Below are 14,233 nucleotides of genomic sequence, written 5' to 3' on the forward strand. Positions count from 1 at the left end.
CCGCCCCGGGGCGGCCGCGGCCTGTCGATATCAATGACGCAGTTTGTAGCCGGTCGCGAGCAGCCGCATCGCGATCAGCGCGAGCAGCACGAAGAAACCGGTGACGATCGCGAGGCTCGCGAACGGGTTGATGTCGGACGCGCCGAAGAACCCGAAACGGAAGCCGTCGATCATGTAGAAAAACGGGTTGAGACGCGACACTTCGCGCCACACGGGCGGCAGCGAGTGCGTCGAATAGAACACGCCGGACAGAAACGTCAGCGGCATGATCAGGAAGTTCTGGAACGCGGCGAGCTGGTCGAACTTCTCGGCCCAGATCCCGGCGATCAGCCCGAGCGTGCCGAGGATCGCCGAGCCGAGCAGCGCGAACGCAATGATGAACAGCGGCGCCGCGAAGTGCATCGGGATAAACCAGATCGTCACGACGAACACGCCCGCGCCGACCGCGAGCCCGCGCACGACGGACGCGAGCACGTACGCGCCGAAGATGTCGCGATACGACAGCGGCGGCAGCAGCATGAACACGAGGTTGCCGGTGATCTTCGACTGGATCAGCGACGACGAGCTGTTCGCGAACGCGTTCTGCAGCACGCTCATCATCACGAGGCCCGGCACGAGAAAGCTCACGTATTCGACACCGGGATAGACCTCGACGCGGCCCGACAGCGCATGGCCGAAGATCGTCAGATACAGCAGCGCGGTGACGATCGGCGCGAGCACCGTCTGGAACGACACCTTCCAGAAACGCAGCAGTTCCTTGTAGAACAGCGTGCGGAACCCGCTTCCCGGCACGCGCCGGGCCGTCCCCTCGGACGACAGCGAACGCAGTTCGCGTGGGGAGTGTTGATTCATGCCAGACCCTCGATCACCTCGGCCCCGTTCATCACCTGGACGAACACGTCCTCGAGGTCGGCCTTGCGGACCTCGATCTCGTCGAACGTGCAGCCCGCCGCGCGGCATTGCGCAAGGATGCGTTCGACCTCGTCGTAACTCGCGAGGCGCAGCAGGTGCTCGCCCGGCGCGCGCGCGGCCGGGTCGGTTTCCAGCCCGCGCAGCTCGGCCGGCAGCGCGCCCGTCGCGAACCGCAGGTACAGCTGCAGGCCCGCGAAGCGGCGCAGCAGCGCGTCGGTGCGGTCGAGCGCGACGACTTCGCCACGGCGCAGCATCGCGATGCGGTCGCACAGCGACTCGGCTTCCTCGAGGTAATGGGTGGTCAGCACGATCGTGTGACCCTCGCGATTCAGGCGCGAGATGAATTTCCACAGCGTCTGGCGCAATTCGACGTCGACGCCGGCGGTCGGCTCGTCGAGCACGATCACGGGCGGCCGGTGCACGAGCGCCTGCGCGACGAGCACGCGACGCTTCATCCCGCCCGACAGCGCGCGCATGTTCGCGTCGGCTTTCTCGGTGAGATCGAGATTGGCCATCACTTCGTCGATCCAGTCGTCGTTGCGGCGCAGCCCGAAATAGCCGGACTGGATCCGCAGCGTTTCGCGAACGGTGAAGAACGGGTCGAAAACGAGCTCCTGCGGAACGACGCCGAGTGCGCGGCGCGCGCTGCGGAAGTCCTGGACGACGTCGTGGCCGAGCACCGAGATACTGCCTTCGTCGGCCCGGGCGAGCCCGGCGAGGATGCTGATGAGCGTGGTCTTGCCTGCGCCGTTGGGGCCGAGCAGGCCGAAAAACTCGCCTTCCTCGACCGACAGGCTGACGCCCTTGAGCGCCTGAAGCGACTTGTAGCGCTTCTTGACGTGACGGATTTCTATGGCTGACATGACTGTGCGCGACGCAAGGGCCGCGACGCCTATTCTGTGCTTGCTGCGAAAGAAAATGGGGGCCGGACGCCGATTGGCTGCCCCGCAAAACGCTTGATTATAGGGCAAACCGGCTGGTGGAGCCGGCGCCGGCGGCGCGCGGCCTGAAGCGTGCGCGCGCCGGCTGGCGCGGCAGGCTTCGGTCGGACAGGGTCAATGTCGCCCGGTGCCGTCGATGAGCGTGTCGACGCCGTAGGCGCGCGCGAGGCTGGCGAGCTTCGGAGGGAGATTGAGGATGTCGAGGGTCACGCCGCGCGCTTTGGCGGCACGTTGCCATGCGAGCAGCACGGCGAGCGCGGACGAGTCGAACTGCGTCAGCGCCGCGCAATCGACGGCGGTCGCGCCGGCGCCGATGCGCGCAAGACCGTCCGCGAGCGCGGACTTCGCGCTCGCGACGGTCAGCGAGGAAGCGGCTGCGAAGCCGCTCACGACGCTTGCTTGCCCGCGGCAAGTTCCTGGTTGCGCTGCGACAGGAACTTGATCAGGCCGTCCACGCCGCTTTGCTGGATCTTCTCGTTGAACTGTTGCTGGTACGTCTGGATCAGCCACGCGCCGAGCACGTTCAGGTCATACACCTTCCAGCCGTTCGCCGTCTTGTACAGGCGGTAGTCGATCTGGACCGGCTGGCCGTTGTTCATCGCGACCGTCTTGACCACGACGTCGGTATCGGCCGGATCGGCGCGGAACGGCGGGTACTGGATCTGCTGGTCCGGCTTCAGTTGGGCGAGCGCGCCCGAATACGTGCGGATCAGCAGCAGCTTGAACTGCTCCTGAACCTGCTGCTGCTGCTCGACCGTCGCCGTGCGCCAGTTGCGACCCATGGCCAGCTGCGTGGTGCGGCGGAAATCGGTGTACGGCAGGATGTCCTTGTTGACGATCGTGATGATGCGGTTGGTGTCGCCCTGCTTGATCGTCTGCTGCTTGACTTCGTCGAGCACCTGCTGCGTCGCCGTCTTGATCAGCGCCTGCGGGTTCGACTGGTCGACTTGCGCGTGAGCTGCGCTGCCGAACGAGAACAGCGCCGCGAAAACGGGGATCAGGAACAGTTTTTTCATCATAGTGGCCTGCATGAATGAGTCGATGCGAAGGTTGGAGCAGGTAGCTTACGCGCAAGTTCGCATACGCTACCGACTGAATCGTTTCCGGCTGTAACGAATGTAAATCCGTCAGTGCAGCCGGATGCTCGGGAACCGGAACCCGCCCGGCGACGGCGGCGCCACCTGCATGGCCGGCACGTTCGTTTCGCTCGCCGGGTTGGGCGCTTCGGCCGCGCCCGACGCAGGCGCAGCAACCGCCGCGCCCGATGCGCCCGCCGGCGCGGCGCCGCCCACCGCGGCCGCGCCCGCCGTACCGGCCGCGCCGGCTGCCGCCGGTGCCGCACCGTCTTCCGGCAGGTCGTACTTCGGCAGCGCGTCGTTGCTCGACGTCGTGGCGGCCTCGCCGCGCGCGTTGTTGATCAGCATCTGGCGACGCTGCAGGTACGCATTGCGTACGAACGAATACTTGTCGAGCGCCGCCGCATCGAGCACGTCGCCCGCGCCCAGCAGGTTCGCACGCGTGTTGACCAGATTCACGCCGAATAGGCCCCAGCTCAGGCCGTCCGGCTTCACGTAGGTGAGCGGGTTGCCGACGTAGTCGACGCCCAGGCCGGCCGTGTCGCGCAGTGTGCTCGGGCCGAGCAGCGGCAGCACGAGGTACGGACCCGACGGCATGCCGTAGCGGCCCATCGTGATCCCGAAGTCGGCCGTGTGCTTCGGCAGCTTCGCGATCGTCGCGACGTCGAACAGGCCGCCGACGCCGAACACCGTGTTGATCACGACGCGCATGATGTCGCCGACGCCGTCCGCGATCCGCAGCTGCACGATGTTGTTCGCCGCGATGTAGACGTCGCCGATGTTCGAGAAGAAGTTCGTCACGCTGTCGCGCACCGGCTGCGGCACCACGTACTGGTAGCCCTTCGCGACCGGCTTCAGCGCGTACGTATCGACCGTGTCGTTGAACTTGTACATCGTCCGGTTGAAGCCTTCGAGCGGATCGCCCTTGGTCGGCGTCTGCACGGTCGCGCAGCCGCTCAACGCGGCGACTGCCGCTACCGCCAGCGCGGCGTGCCTGATGCGGATCGTGTGCATGTCATTACCCTCTTGTTTTCTCTCGTGTGGTTATTGGCCGGCCGAACCGGACACCGCCGACGCCGGTATCGCCACCGGCGCCGGAGCGGCGGGAGCGGCGGGAGCAGCCGATGCGCCGGCTGCCGGCTTCGCACCGCCCGCATCGGCGGCCTTGCTGTACAGGAACTGGCCGATCAGGTTCTCGAGCACGATCGCCGACTGCGTCATCGCGATCGTATCGCCCGATTTCAGCATTTCGGTGTCGCCGCCCGGATTGAGGCCGATATATTGCTCGCCGAGCAGGCCCGACGTCAGGATCTTCGCCGACGAATCCTTCGGGAACGGGTATTGGCCGTCGATGTCGATCGTGACGAGCGCCTGGTAGGTGTTCGTGTCGAAGCCGATCGACTTCACGCGGCCGACCACGACGCCGGCGCTCTTCACGGCCGCGCGCGGCTTCAGCCCGCCGATATTGTCGAATTTCATCCTCACCGAGTAGGTCGGCTGAAACGATAGCGAGCTCATGTTGCCGACCTTCAGCGCCAGGAACAGCACCGCAAGGAAGCCCACCACCACGAACAGGCCGACCCAGAAGTCGAGAGCAGTCTTTTTCATCGTCATCCCAAAATTTGGCTTGGCTGAGGCTTAGCTGAACATCAGCGCGGTCAGCAGGAAATCGAGGCCGAGTACGGCGAGCGACGCGAACACGACCGTCTTGGTGGTCGCGCGCGACACGCCTTCGGGTGTGGGCTTCGCTTCATACCCCTGAAACAGTGCAATGAAGGTCACGGCGAAGCCGAACACGATGCTCTTCAGCACGCCGTTGCCGACGTCGGCCCAGACCTGGACGCCGCCCTGCATCTGCGACCAGAACGCGCCCGGATCGACGCCGATCAGCACGACGCCGACGAAGTACCCGCCGAGCACGCCGACCGCGTTGAAGATCGCGGCCAGCAGCGGCATCGCGATGATGCCCGCCCACATGCGCGGCGCGATCACGTTCTTGATCGGGTCGACGGCCATCATCTCGAGCGCGGTGAGCTGCTCGCCGGCCTTCATCAGACCGATCTCGGCCGTGAGCGACGTGCCCGCGCGGCCCGCGAACAGCAGCGCGGTGACGACGGGCCCGAGCTCGCGCACGAGCGACAGCGCGACCAGCAGGCCGAGCGCCTGCTCGGAACCATAGCGGTTCAGCGTGTAATACCCCTGCAGGCCGAGCACGAAGCCGACGAACAGCCCCGACACGGCGATGATCACGAACGAATAGTTGCCGAGGAAGTGGATCTGCTTCGTGACCAGCCGCGGCCGACGCAGCAGCGGGAAGAATTCCAGCACGAGGCGCACGAACAGGCGCGTGCCGTAGCCCGCCCGCTCGAGGCCGCCGATGACGTAACGTCCGATCGCGCTGATCATGCGCGCCCTCCGCCGAGCCCGAAATCCGCCGCCAGCGGCGGGCTCGTGTAGTGAAATTTGAACGGGCCGTCCGGCGCGCCGTCGATGAATTGCCGCACGCTCGGATCGGTCGACGCGCGCAGCTCGTCGGGCGTGCCCTGCGCGAGCACGCCGCCGTTAGCCAGAAAATACACGTAGTCGGCGATCGCGAACGATTCCGGCACGTCGTGCGTGACGAGGATCGACGTCGCGCCGAGCGCCTGGTTCAGCGTGCGGATCAGGTTGGCGGTGATGCCGAGCGAGATCGGATCCAGGCCCGCGAACGGCTCGTCGTACATGATGAGCTGCGGATCGAGCGCGATCGCGCGCGCCAGCGCGATGCGGCGCGCCATCCCGCCCGACACCTCGGACGGCATCAGGTCGCGCGCGCCGCGCAGCCCGACCGCGTTCAGCTTCATCAGCACCAGATCGCGGATCAGGTCTTCGGGCAGGTCGGTATGCTCGCGCAGCGCGAACGCGACGTTCTCGAACACCGACATGTCGGTGAACAGCGCGCCGAACTGGAACAGCATGCCCATCTTGCGGCGCAGCGCATACAGGCCGTCGCGCGTTTGCGCGCCGACGTCGGCGCCGTCGAACAGCACCTGGCCGCGGCGCGCGCGCACGAGGCCGCCGATCAGGCGCAGCACGGTGGTCTTGCCGCAACCCGAGCCGCCCATGACCGCGACGACCTGCCCACGCCCGAAGCGCAGGTTCAGGTTGGACAGGACGAGGCGATCGCCGTAGCCGAAGTCGACGTCGCGAAGTTCCAGCAGGGTCTCGGTAGGAGTGGGGCTCACGGAGCTGACAGTCCTTTTACGCAGAACGCCGAATTATAGGGCCTGCATTGGAATGATGTCGTGACGCCGTTCCGGACCCCGCGGTCAATGATTGTCAAATTGTCCGGCAAAGCACTGCTGCAGTGCAATAAGCGCCGTCCGATAGTCGGCCGCGCCCGTGACCGCGCTGACCACCGCGACGCTGCCGACGCCCGTCGCCAGCACGGCCGGCAGCGCGTCGATCCCCACCCCGCCGATCGCGACGAGCGGCGCCCGCGCGCCGGCCAGGCGCGCATAGCGGGCGATCCGCGCGAGGCCCTGCGGCGGCGCGGCGACCGCCTTGGTGGCGGTCGCGTACACGGGGCCGAGCGCGAGGTAGCTCGGCCGCTCGTGCAGTGCCCGCAATATCTCGTAATAGCCGTGGCTCGACAGTCCGAGCCGCAGGCCCGCGCGCGCGATCGTCGCCAGATCGGCCGTTTCGAGGTCCTCCTGGCCGAGATGTACGCCGTACGCCCCCTCTTCCACGGCGATCCGCCAGTGATCGTTGATGAACACGCGCGCATCGGGATAACGGCGCCCTGCCGCGACCGCGCGCGCGATTTCGCGGCGCAGCGCGTCCGGCGTCGCGTCTTTCACGCGCAATTGCACGGTTCGCGCGCCGCCGTCGAGCACGCGCTCGACCCATTCGGCGCTCGGCACGACCGGATAGAGGCCGAGCTGCGCGGGGCACGGGGCGAACGCGGGCTCCGGCGCGGGCAGCAGCCCGGCGACGCGCGGGAATTGCGCGGCATCGACCGGCCACGCGTCGGCGGCGCGCGTCTCGTCGCCGTCGCGCCACGCCAGCGCGAGCACCAGCGCGTCGACCGGCGCGAAGCCGCAATCGAGGAACGCAGCGAGCGCCGCGATCCAGTCGTCCGCGAGCGGATGCGCGGCGTCGAGCGCGTAGCGCACGCCGGCCGCATGCAGCACGGCGCCCTGCTGGTCGAATTCGATCGCCACCGCCGCCGGCGACGCCGGCCGCGACACGGCCGACGCACGCGCCTGCGCGGCGCGATCGCCGGCCGACACGATCAGCACGTCGCCGTCGGCCGGCACGTCGGGCGCCGCCACGCAGAGCCGCCACGGCGCCGCGCCGTCCGGCCAGTCGCCGAGCCGCGCGCGAATCCGCTCGGCCGCTTCGGCCAGTTCGTCGGCCGGCGGCCAGAACGCATCGGCGAAGCGCGCGCTCATGCGCCGCCCCCGTCCTGGTGCCAGAACGGCATCCCGACGACCGGCGTGCTCGCGTGCGCGGTTTCGCGCGCGTCCATCGGGCCGGCGAGATACGCGGCGCGGCCGGCCTCGACGCCCTGCGCAAACGCGCGCGCCATGATCTCCGGGTGCGTGGCCTGCGAGACGGCCGTATTCAGCAGCACGCCGTCGAAGCCCCACTCCATCACCTGGCACGCGTGCGACGGCACGCCGAGCCCCGCGTCGACGATCAGCGGCACGTCCGGCAGCCGCTCGCGCAGCACGCGCAGGCCGTACGGATTCACGACGCCCTTGCCGGTGCCGATCGGCGCGCCCCACGGCATCAGCGCCTCGCAGCCGACGTCGAGCAGGCGCCGGCCGATCACGAGATCCTCGGTGCAGTACGGCAGCACCTTGAAGCCGTCCTTGATCAGTTGCGCGGCGGCTTCGATCAGCCCGACCGGGTCGGGTTGCAGCGTGTAGTCGTCGCCGATCAGTTCGAGCTTGATCCAGTCGGTGTCGAATACCTCGCGCGCCATGTGCGCGGTCGTCACGGCTTCGGCGACGGTCTGGCAGCCGGCCGTGTTCGGCAGCAGCGGCACCGCGTGGCGCTTGAGCAGATCGAAGAAGCCGGCTTCGGCCGTGCCGCCCGTCATCTGGCGGCGCAGCGCGACCGTCACCATCCCGGGGCGCGACGCGGCGATCGAATCGGACAGCGACTGCAGCGACGGATAGCGCGACGTGCCGAGCAGCACGCGGCTTGCGAAAGTGGCGCCGTATAGCGTGAGCGCGTCGGCGGAGGTGTGGGACTTCATGTCGTTTTCCTGGAAGAGCGGGGCGAAACGGCGGCGCTCAGCCGCCTGCGACGGGGTGCACGACGTCGAGCCTGTCGCCCGCCGCGAGCGCACGCGCCGCATGCTGCGTGCGCGCGACGAAGTTGCCGTTCAGCGCCACCGCGTACGGCGGACGCGCGCCGTACGCGGCAAGCGCGTCGGCCACCGTCGCGCCGTCGGGCAACGTCAGGGTCTGTTGATTGATCTGGATATCCATGAGGCTGGGTCGGATTCGGTCGGCGGCGCGCGTCAGGCCGGCTGGCGCGCGTCGTTGCGGTGATGAAGCAGCGTCGGCCAGCGTGCGGCGTCGCGCCATGCGGCGAACGCGTCGGCATCGCCGAGCGAGCCGCCGAGCGCGGCCTGCGCGAACGCGACGGCCGCCTGCGCGACTTCCGGCGCGATCATGAAGCCGTGCCGGTACAGGCCGTTGACGGCGAGCGTCGATGCGCCGTCCCAGATCACCGCCGGGCGATGATCGGGCAGCGTCGGCCGGCACTGCGCGTTGAGTTCGAGAATGCGCGCCTCGCCGAACGCCGGATGCACGGAAAACGCCGCGCTCAGCAGTTCGAGCGCGGAGCGCACGCTGACGGGCGACATGTCCTCGCCCTCCACCTCGGTCGCGCCGATCACATAGAGATCGTCCTGCTTCGGCGCGATGTACAGCGGGTAACGCGGATGCAGCAACCGCACGGGCCGGGTGAGCCCGATGCCCGGCGCATGCACGCGCGCGACTTCGCCGCGGATGCCGCGCAGCGCGGGCAGCGCGGATTTCGCGCCGAGCCCGCGGCAATCGATCGTGAAATGCGCGGCAGGCCGGTTCGCGTCGTCGACCGACGCGTGCCAGTGCAGCGCGACGCCACGTTCGGCGAGGCCCGCCGCGAGCGCGCGCAGCGCCTGGCGGTTGTCGAGCTGCCCTTCGCGCGGCAGCATCAGCCCGCGCGCGAAGCGGCCCGCGAGCGCGGGTTCGGCCGCGTCGACCTGCGCGCCGGCGAGCGTCACGAAGCCGCCGTCGAACAGCTCCGCCGGCGCGTTCGCGCGCAGGCGCCGCTCGAACAGCGGCGCCTCCGCGCGGTCCGCGTGATGCCAGACGACGAGCGTGCCGCGATGCTGGAAAAAGACGGGTTCGGGCAGTTCGGCGAGCCACTGCGGCCAGCGCGCGAGCGATGCGGCGCCGAGCTCGGTGATCAGCCGTTCCGCGCTCACCGCTTCCGCGAGCGGCGCGAGCATCGCGGCCGCGATCCACGCGGCCGACTGCTCGCCGTCCGGGCCGCCGCGCTCGTAGAGTGCGACGCGATGCCCGTCGCCCGCGAGCCGCCACGCGATCAGACGGCCGACGAGCCCGCCGCCGAGCACCGCGAAATCGGGCCGTGTATCGCGGACGTTCATCGCGCACCCTCCGCGCGGCCACGCGCGACGGACGTCGACGCGCACGCGCCGCCGCATGCGAACGCACGCGACACCGGGCCGGGAATCATGCAAAAGACTGAGGATTGTGCGGTCATCATTCCTTCCGTAACGCGCAATGCGCGTACCCAAAAGGACGAAACCGGCAGCAAAGGCCGGCCGGGCGGGACTCGGGCGCTGACCATGTGGGATGGCGGCCAGCGCGGCCCGGCGGGATCAGAAACTTCCCTCGCCGGTATTACCCGGATCGGGTGCGAAGGGTCTTTCTCAGCCTCGCCGCGCTGCCCGGAACATCTGCCGGCCACGCCACGAAGCACCCCTGTTTCGTCGTCGGCCATTAGACCATAAAAGCGGAAAGCGCCGCAAACTGTCCCCCTTGCGGCAAATTCGCCGGCGCGCCGCGCCGCTCTGGCACAATGCCCGCAGGCCGGCCGCGCGAGCGGCCGGTTGCCGCGTCACCGCCGGTTTTTAAGTGCCGTTTAAGACGCACGGGCGACCATCCGGACGCCCGCCGTCAGTCGGCGCCGCGCCCCGGCATGCCGTATCGCGGCGCGCGCCCGGCTTCGCCCGGCCCGCGCGCCGGCTCATCATCAGGAAGCACATGACCCAATCGATCGACCCCGTCCGCTCCGTCTCCGACGCGCCGCAGGACGAGCGCCCGGTATCCGCATGGAGCCTCATCAAGCCCTACTGGGTATCGTCCGAATGGAAAATCGCGTGGGGGTTGCTGGTCACGATCATCGCGATCAACCTCTGCGTGGTCTGGATCAACGTCCGGCTGAACAAGTGGAACGCGCAGTTCTACAACGCGCTGCAGTCGAAGGACGTCCACGACTTCCCGAATCTGCTGATGCAGTTCTCCGCGCTCGCCTTCGCGTTCATCATCCTCGCCGTGTACGGCCGCTACCTGCGGCAGATGCTCGGCTTCCGCTGGCGCCAGTGGCTCACCGAGCGCTTTCTCGGCCAGTGGCTCGGCGATCGCGCGTTCTACCGGATCGAGCGCGACCGCCTCGCGGACAACCCCGATCAGCGGATCACCGACGACCTCCAGTCGTTCGCGACCACGACGCTCGCACTGTCGCTCGACCTGCTGTCGACGGTCGTCACGCTCGTGTCGTTCATCACGATCCTGTGGTCGCTCGCCGGCGCGCTGACGTTTACGCTCGGCGCGACGCCGATCGCGATTCCCGGCTACATGGTGTGGGCGGCCGCGCTGTACGCGGTGGTCGGCTCGCTGATCATCCAGAAGGTCGGCCATCCGCTCGTGTCGATCAACTACCAGCAGCAGCGCGTCGAGGCCGATTTCCGCTTCGGGCTGATCCGCGTGCGCGAGAACGCCGAGCAGATCGCGTTCTACGACGGCGAAAAGACCGAGACCGGCAACGCGCAGACCCTCTTCATGCGCATCCGCGACAACTGGTGGCGCGTGATGAAGTACACGAAGCGGCTCACGTTCGTGCTGAGCTTCTACGGGCAGATCGCGATCATCTTCCCGCTCGTCGTCGCCGCACCGCGCTACTTCGCAGGCGCGTTCTCGTTCGGCGTGCTGATGCAGATCTCGTCCGCGTTCGGCACCGTCAGCGATTCGTTCTCGTGGTTCGTCAACAGCTACTCGACCCTCGTCGAATGGCGCGCCACCGTCAACCGTCTGCGCGAATTCAAGCGCGTGATGGGCACGTCGCATCTGAAGGAAAGCCTGTCGCCCGCGACCGAGCACGGCGGCATCAACCTGCACTACATCGACGCGGCGAAGCTGTCCACGTCGTCGCTCAAGCTCGCGCTGCCGAACGGCAACGCGCTCGCGAACATCGGCGACGTCACGATCGAGCCCGGCTCGCGCTGGCTCGTGGTCGGCAAGTCGGGATCCGGCAAGAGCACGTTCATGCGTGCGCTCGCGGGCCTGTGGCCGTTCGGCGACGGCGCGATCGATGCGCCGGTCGGCGCGCGGATGATGTTCGTGCCGCAGACGAGCTATTTGCCGATCGGCACGCTGAAGGCCGCGCTCACCTACCCGGCGACGCCCGACACGTTCAGCGACGAAGCGTGCCGCGACGCACTGCGCGCGTGCCGCCTCGAGGACTACGTCGAGCGCCTCGACGAAACCGCGCACTGGACCCGCGTGCTGTCGCCCGGCGAGCAACAGCGCCTGGCCGGCGCCCGCGTGCTGCTGCACAAGCCCGACTTCCTGTTCCTCGACGAAGCGACCAGCGCGCTCGACGCCGACAACGAAGCCCGCCTCTATCACCTGTTCGCCGAACGGCTGCCGAAGGCGGCGATCGTCAGCATCGCGCACCGCGAATCGCTGGCCGCGTTCCACGGCGGCACGATCAACGTCGAGCGCGTGAACGACGACGACAAGGTCGCCGCGTGAACGCACGCGCCGCGCACATCGCGCGGATCGCGCTGATCACCGGCGCAGGTTCGGGGATCGGCGCGGCGCTCGCGCGGCGACTCGCGGCGCCCGGCGTCGCGCTGGCGCTGCATGCGCGCGGCGCGGACCCGGCAGCCCGCGCACGCGTCGCCGACGTCGCCGACCGATGTACGGCAGCGGGCGCGCAATGCGTGACGCTCACCGGCGATCTCGCCGAAGCGGGCGTCGCCGCCGCGCTCGTCGACGCCACCGCTGCCCGCTTCGGCGGGCTCGACCAGCTCGTCGCGAACGCCGGCTTCGCCGCGCGGCAATCCTTTTCCAACCTCTGCGCGGACGCGCTCGCATCCGCCTTCGCCGCGATGCCCGGCGCGTTCTCCGCGCTCGCGGCCCGCGCACGGCCGCTGCTCGAAGCGTCGACGGCGCCGCGCATCGTCGCGGTCAGCTCGTTCGTCGCGCACCGCTATCGGGCGGACGCCCCGTTCGCGGCGACCGCCGCCGCGAAAGCCGCGCTCGAATCGCTGGTGCGCTCGGCGGCAGCCGAGTTCGCCGCGTGCGGCATCACCGTCAATGCGGTCGCGCCCGGCTTCACGCGCAAGGACCACGGCCCGAGCGCGGACAATGCGGCCGCTTGGGTCCGCGCCGAACAGGCGACGCCGCTCGGCCGGATCGCCGAACCCGACGACGTCGCCGCGCTGATTGCGTTCCTGCTGTCGGACGCGGCACGGCAGATCACCGGCCAGGTCATCCACGTGGACGGCGGCCTGACGCTCTGACGCGAGCGCGTGCCAGCCGTGCCGGCGCGCAGGTCGCCGCCGGCATCCGCATGGCGCTCACGCACGATCGAGCGTCGCTCCTGGCCCGACCGTCCACCCGCCGCGCTGCCGCGCCTGCCCCCGCACGCACCTTTTTGGCGCCCTTCATCCCGCCCGTAAAATAGCCGCCGTACGGCAGCGCGATACGAGAGACGACACAAGAGGGGGCGGCAGGCATGCAGGCATTCCAGTGGTTCAACGAATTGTCGACGCGCGAGCGACGAACGCTGTACGCCGGATTCGGCGGCTATGCGGTCGATGCGTTCGACTTCATGATCTATTCGTTCCTCATTCCGACGCTGATCGCCACCTGGGGCATGACGAAGAGCGAGGCCGGGATGATCGCGACGAGTTCGCTGATCTCGTCGGCGATCGGCGGCTGGGTCGCCGGCATCCTCGCAGACCGCTTCGGCCGCGTGCGCGTGCTGCAGTGGACGATCGCGACGTTCGCGCTGTTCACGTGCCTGTCCGGTTTCACGCATTCGTTCTGGCAGCTCCTTGCGACGCGCACGCTGCAGGGCTTCGGCTTCGGCGGCGAATGGTCGGTCGTGACGATCATGATGGCCGAGACGATCCGCTCGCCCGAGCATCGCGCGAAGGCAGTCGGCACCGTGCAGAGCAGCTGGTCGTTCGGCTGGGGTGCGGCCGCGATCCTGTACTGGGCGTTCTTCGCGCTGCTGCCCGAGCAGCTCGCGTGGCGCGCGTGCTTCTGGATCGGTCTCGCGCCCGCGCTGTGGATCCTGTACATCCGCCGCAACGTCAGCGATCCCGACATCTACACGGCCACGCGCCGCGCCCGCGACGAAGGCCGCGTGTCGGGCCACTTCCTCGAGATCTTCTCGCCGCCGCACCTGCGCGCGACGCTGTTCGGCAGCGCGCTGTGCACCGGCATGCTCGGCGGCTACTACGCGATCACGACGTGGCTGCCCACCTACCTGAAAACCGTGCGCCACCTGTCGGTGTTCAACACGAGCGGCTATCTCGTCGTGCTGATCGTCGGCTCGTTCGTCGGCTACGTGGTCGGCGCGATCCTGTCCGACCGGCTCGGCCGACGCGCGTCGTTCATCCTGTTCGCGGTCGGCTCGTTCTCGCTCGGCATGGCCTACACGATGCTGCCGATCACCGATACCGCGATGCTGCTGCTCGGCTTCCCGCTCGGCATCGTCGTGCAGGGCATCTTCGCGGGCGTCGGCGCGTATCTGTCGGAGCTGTATCCGGGCGCGATCCGCGGCTCGGGCCAGGGCTTCTGCTACAACCTCGGCCGCGGGCTCGGCTCGTTCTTCCCGATCCTGGTCGGATCGCTGTCGCAGTCGATGTCGCTCGTGAAGGCGATCGGGCTCGTCGCGGGCGGCGGCTACCTGCTCGTGATCGTCGCGGCGCTCGTGCTGCCGGAAACGCGCGGCAAGTCGCTCGCCGACGATCCGGCCGTCGCATCATAAGCACCTTGCCCGTTC

15 protein-coding genes and 1 riboswitch are annotated in these 14,233 nt (G+C 68.7%); of the genes, 3 read left to right on the plus strand and 12 right to left on the minus strand.

The annotated features are described in order from the left end of the window. Positions 1 to 30: 30 nt before the first annotated feature. The 12 genes from WT24_RS04385 to WT24_RS04440 form a co-directional block, all read right to left on the minus strand. Positions 31 to 852 carry an ABC transporter permease gene (locus tag WT24_RS04385; protein ID WP_230624984.1) on the minus strand — a complete coding sequence of 274 codons (822 nt, stop codon included), beginning with the start codon at positions 850 to 852 and terminating at the stop codon, positions 31 to 33. Continuing rightward, positions 849 to 1,775, minus strand: a complete 927-nt coding sequence (locus WT24_RS04390; RefSeq protein WP_034209771.1) for an ABC transporter ATP-binding protein — start codon at positions 1,773 to 1,775, stop codon at positions 849 to 851. The genes WT24_RS04385 and WT24_RS04390 overlap by 4 nt, the downstream gene beginning before the upstream one ends. Before the next feature lie 192 nt (positions 1,776 to 1,967). After that, on the minus strand, positions 1,968 to 2,243 hold the full coding sequence (locus WT24_RS04395; protein ID WP_060031488.1) for a lipid asymmetry maintenance protein MlaB: 276 nt from the start codon (positions 2,241 to 2,243) through the stop codon (positions 1,968 to 1,970). Beyond that, positions 2,240 to 2,869, minus strand: a complete 630-nt coding sequence (locus tag WT24_RS04400; protein ID WP_027783346.1) for a phospholipid-binding protein MlaC — start codon at positions 2,867 to 2,869, stop codon at positions 2,240 to 2,242. Before WT24_RS04400 ends, WT24_RS04395 begins: the two co-directional genes overlap by 4 nt. A gap of 111 nt (positions 2,870 to 2,980) precedes the next feature. Beyond that, on the minus strand, positions 2,981 to 3,943 hold the full coding sequence (locus WT24_RS04405) for a VacJ family lipoprotein (protein ID WP_059499743.1): 963 nt from the start codon (positions 3,941 to 3,943) through the stop codon (positions 2,981 to 2,983). Between the two features lie 30 nt (positions 3,944 to 3,973). Further along, entirely contained in the window at positions 3,974 to 4,543 is a 570-nt protein-coding gene (gene mlaD / locus WT24_RS04410) for an outer membrane lipid asymmetry maintenance protein MlaD (RefSeq protein ID WP_060031491.1), read from the minus strand. A 24-nt stretch (positions 4,544 to 4,567) separates the two neighbouring features. Then, positions 4,568 to 5,335 carry a lipid asymmetry maintenance ABC transporter permease subunit MlaE gene (gene mlaE / locus WT24_RS04415; protein WP_034209767.1) on the minus strand — a complete coding sequence of 256 codons (768 nt, stop codon included), beginning with the start codon at positions 5,333 to 5,335 and terminating at the stop codon, positions 4,568 to 4,570. Beyond that, positions 5,332 to 6,153: an ABC transporter ATP-binding protein gene (locus WT24_RS04420; RefSeq protein ID WP_006477138.1), complete on the minus strand. Its 822-nt coding sequence runs from the start codon at positions 6,151 to 6,153 to the stop codon at positions 5,332 to 5,334. Before WT24_RS04420 ends, mlaE begins: the two co-directional genes overlap by 4 nt. Positions 6,154 to 6,237: 84 nt before the next feature. Next, positions 6,238 to 7,362, minus strand: a complete 1,125-nt coding sequence (gene thiE, locus WT24_RS32125) for a thiamine phosphate synthase (RefSeq protein ID WP_082742093.1) — start codon at positions 7,360 to 7,362, stop codon at positions 6,238 to 6,240. Continuing rightward, positions 7,359 to 8,174: a thiazole synthase gene (locus tag WT24_RS04430; RefSeq protein ID WP_060031494.1), complete on the minus strand. Its 816-nt coding sequence runs from the start codon at positions 8,172 to 8,174 to the stop codon at positions 7,359 to 7,361. Before WT24_RS04430 ends, thiE begins: the two co-directional genes overlap by 4 nt. A 37-nt stretch (positions 8,175 to 8,211) precedes the next feature. Further along, complete coding sequence (thiS, locus tag WT24_RS04435; protein ID WP_006488534.1) at positions 8,212 to 8,409, minus strand: sulfur carrier protein ThiS; 198 nt, start codon at positions 8,407 to 8,409, stop codon at positions 8,212 to 8,214. Positions 8,410 to 8,441: 32 nt separating this feature from the next. Beyond that, the gene (locus tag WT24_RS04440) at positions 8,442 to 9,578 is read right to left on the minus strand and encodes an FAD-dependent oxidoreductase (protein ID WP_060031549.1); all 1,137 of its coding nucleotides are present in this window, start codon (positions 9,576 to 9,578) and stop codon (positions 8,442 to 8,444) included. 225 nt (positions 9,579 to 9,803) lie between these two features. Next, positions 9,804 to 9,927: riboswitch (TPP riboswitch) on the minus strand. 270 nt (positions 9,928 to 10,197) lie between these two features. Here WT24_RS04440 and WT24_RS04445 point away from each other — a divergent pair. From WT24_RS04445 to WT24_RS04455, 3 genes are all read left to right on the plus strand, one after another. Further along, positions 10,198 to 11,967 (plus strand): ABC transporter ATP-binding protein/permease, encoded by a 1,770-nt coding sequence (locus tag WT24_RS04445; RefSeq protein WP_060031497.1) that lies wholly within the window; start codon positions 10,198 to 10,200, stop codon positions 11,965 to 11,967. After that, positions 11,964 to 12,740 carry an SDR family oxidoreductase gene (locus tag WT24_RS04450; protein WP_060031500.1) on the plus strand — a complete coding sequence of 259 codons (777 nt, stop codon included), beginning with the start codon at positions 11,964 to 11,966 and terminating at the stop codon, positions 12,738 to 12,740. The genes WT24_RS04445 and WT24_RS04450 overlap by 4 nt, the downstream gene beginning before the upstream one ends. 215 nt (positions 12,741 to 12,955) lie before the next feature. Continuing rightward, complete coding sequence (locus tag WT24_RS04455; RefSeq protein WP_059499748.1) at positions 12,956 to 14,218, plus strand: MFS transporter; 1,263 nt, start codon at positions 12,956 to 12,958, stop codon at positions 14,216 to 14,218. Positions 14,219 to 14,233 lie beyond the last annotated feature (15 nt).

Source organism: Burkholderia sp. MSMB1078WGS (genome assembly GCF_001528895.1).
GTDB lineage: Bacteria > Pseudomonadota > Gammaproteobacteria > Burkholderiales > Burkholderiaceae > Burkholderia.

Bases quoted from the DNA above. Each gene is read 5' to 3' on its own strand.
- mlaD (WP_060031491.1), bottom strand. From the start codon at position 4,543: ATGACGATGAAAAAGACTGCTCTCGACTTCTGGGTCGGCCTGTTCGTG.
- mlaE (WP_034209767.1), bottom strand. From the start codon at position 5,335: ATGATCAGCGCGATCGGACGTTACGTCATCGGCGGCCTCGAGCGGGCG.
- WT24_RS04400 (WP_027783346.1), bottom strand. From the start codon at position 2,869: ATGAAAAAACTGTTCCTGATCCCCGTTTTCGCGGCGCTGTTCTCGTTC.
- WT24_RS04440 (WP_060031549.1), bottom strand. From the start codon at position 9,578: ATGAACGTCCGCGATACACGGCCCGATTTCGCGGTGCTCGGCGGCGGG.
- thiE (WP_082742093.1), bottom strand. From the start codon at position 7,362: ATGAGCGCGCGCTTCGCCGATGCGTTCTGGCCGCCGGCCGACGAACTG.
- WT24_RS04445 (WP_060031497.1), top strand. From the start codon at position 10,198: ATGACCCAATCGATCGACCCCGTCCGCTCCGTCTCCGACGCGCCGCAG.
- thiS (WP_006488534.1), bottom strand. From the start codon at position 8,409: ATGGATATCCAGATCAATCAACAGACCCTGACGTTGCCCGACGGCGCG.
- WT24_RS04430 (WP_060031494.1), bottom strand. From the start codon at position 8,174: ATGAAGTCCCACACCTCCGCCGACGCGCTCACGCTATACGGCGCCACT.
- WT24_RS04385 (WP_230624984.1), bottom strand. From the start codon at position 852: ATGAATCAACACTCCCCACGCGAACTGCGTTCGCTGTCGTCCGAGGGG.
- WT24_RS04405 (WP_059499743.1), bottom strand. From the start codon at position 3,943: ATGCACACGATCCGCATCAGGCACGCCGCGCTGGCGGTAGCGGCAGTC.
- WT24_RS04455 (WP_059499748.1), top strand. From the start codon at position 12,956: ATGCAGGCATTCCAGTGGTTCAACGAATTGTCGACGCGCGAGCGACGA.
- WT24_RS04390 (WP_034209771.1), bottom strand. From the start codon at position 1,775: ATGTCAGCCATAGAAATCCGTCACGTCAAGAAGCGCTACAAGTCGCTT.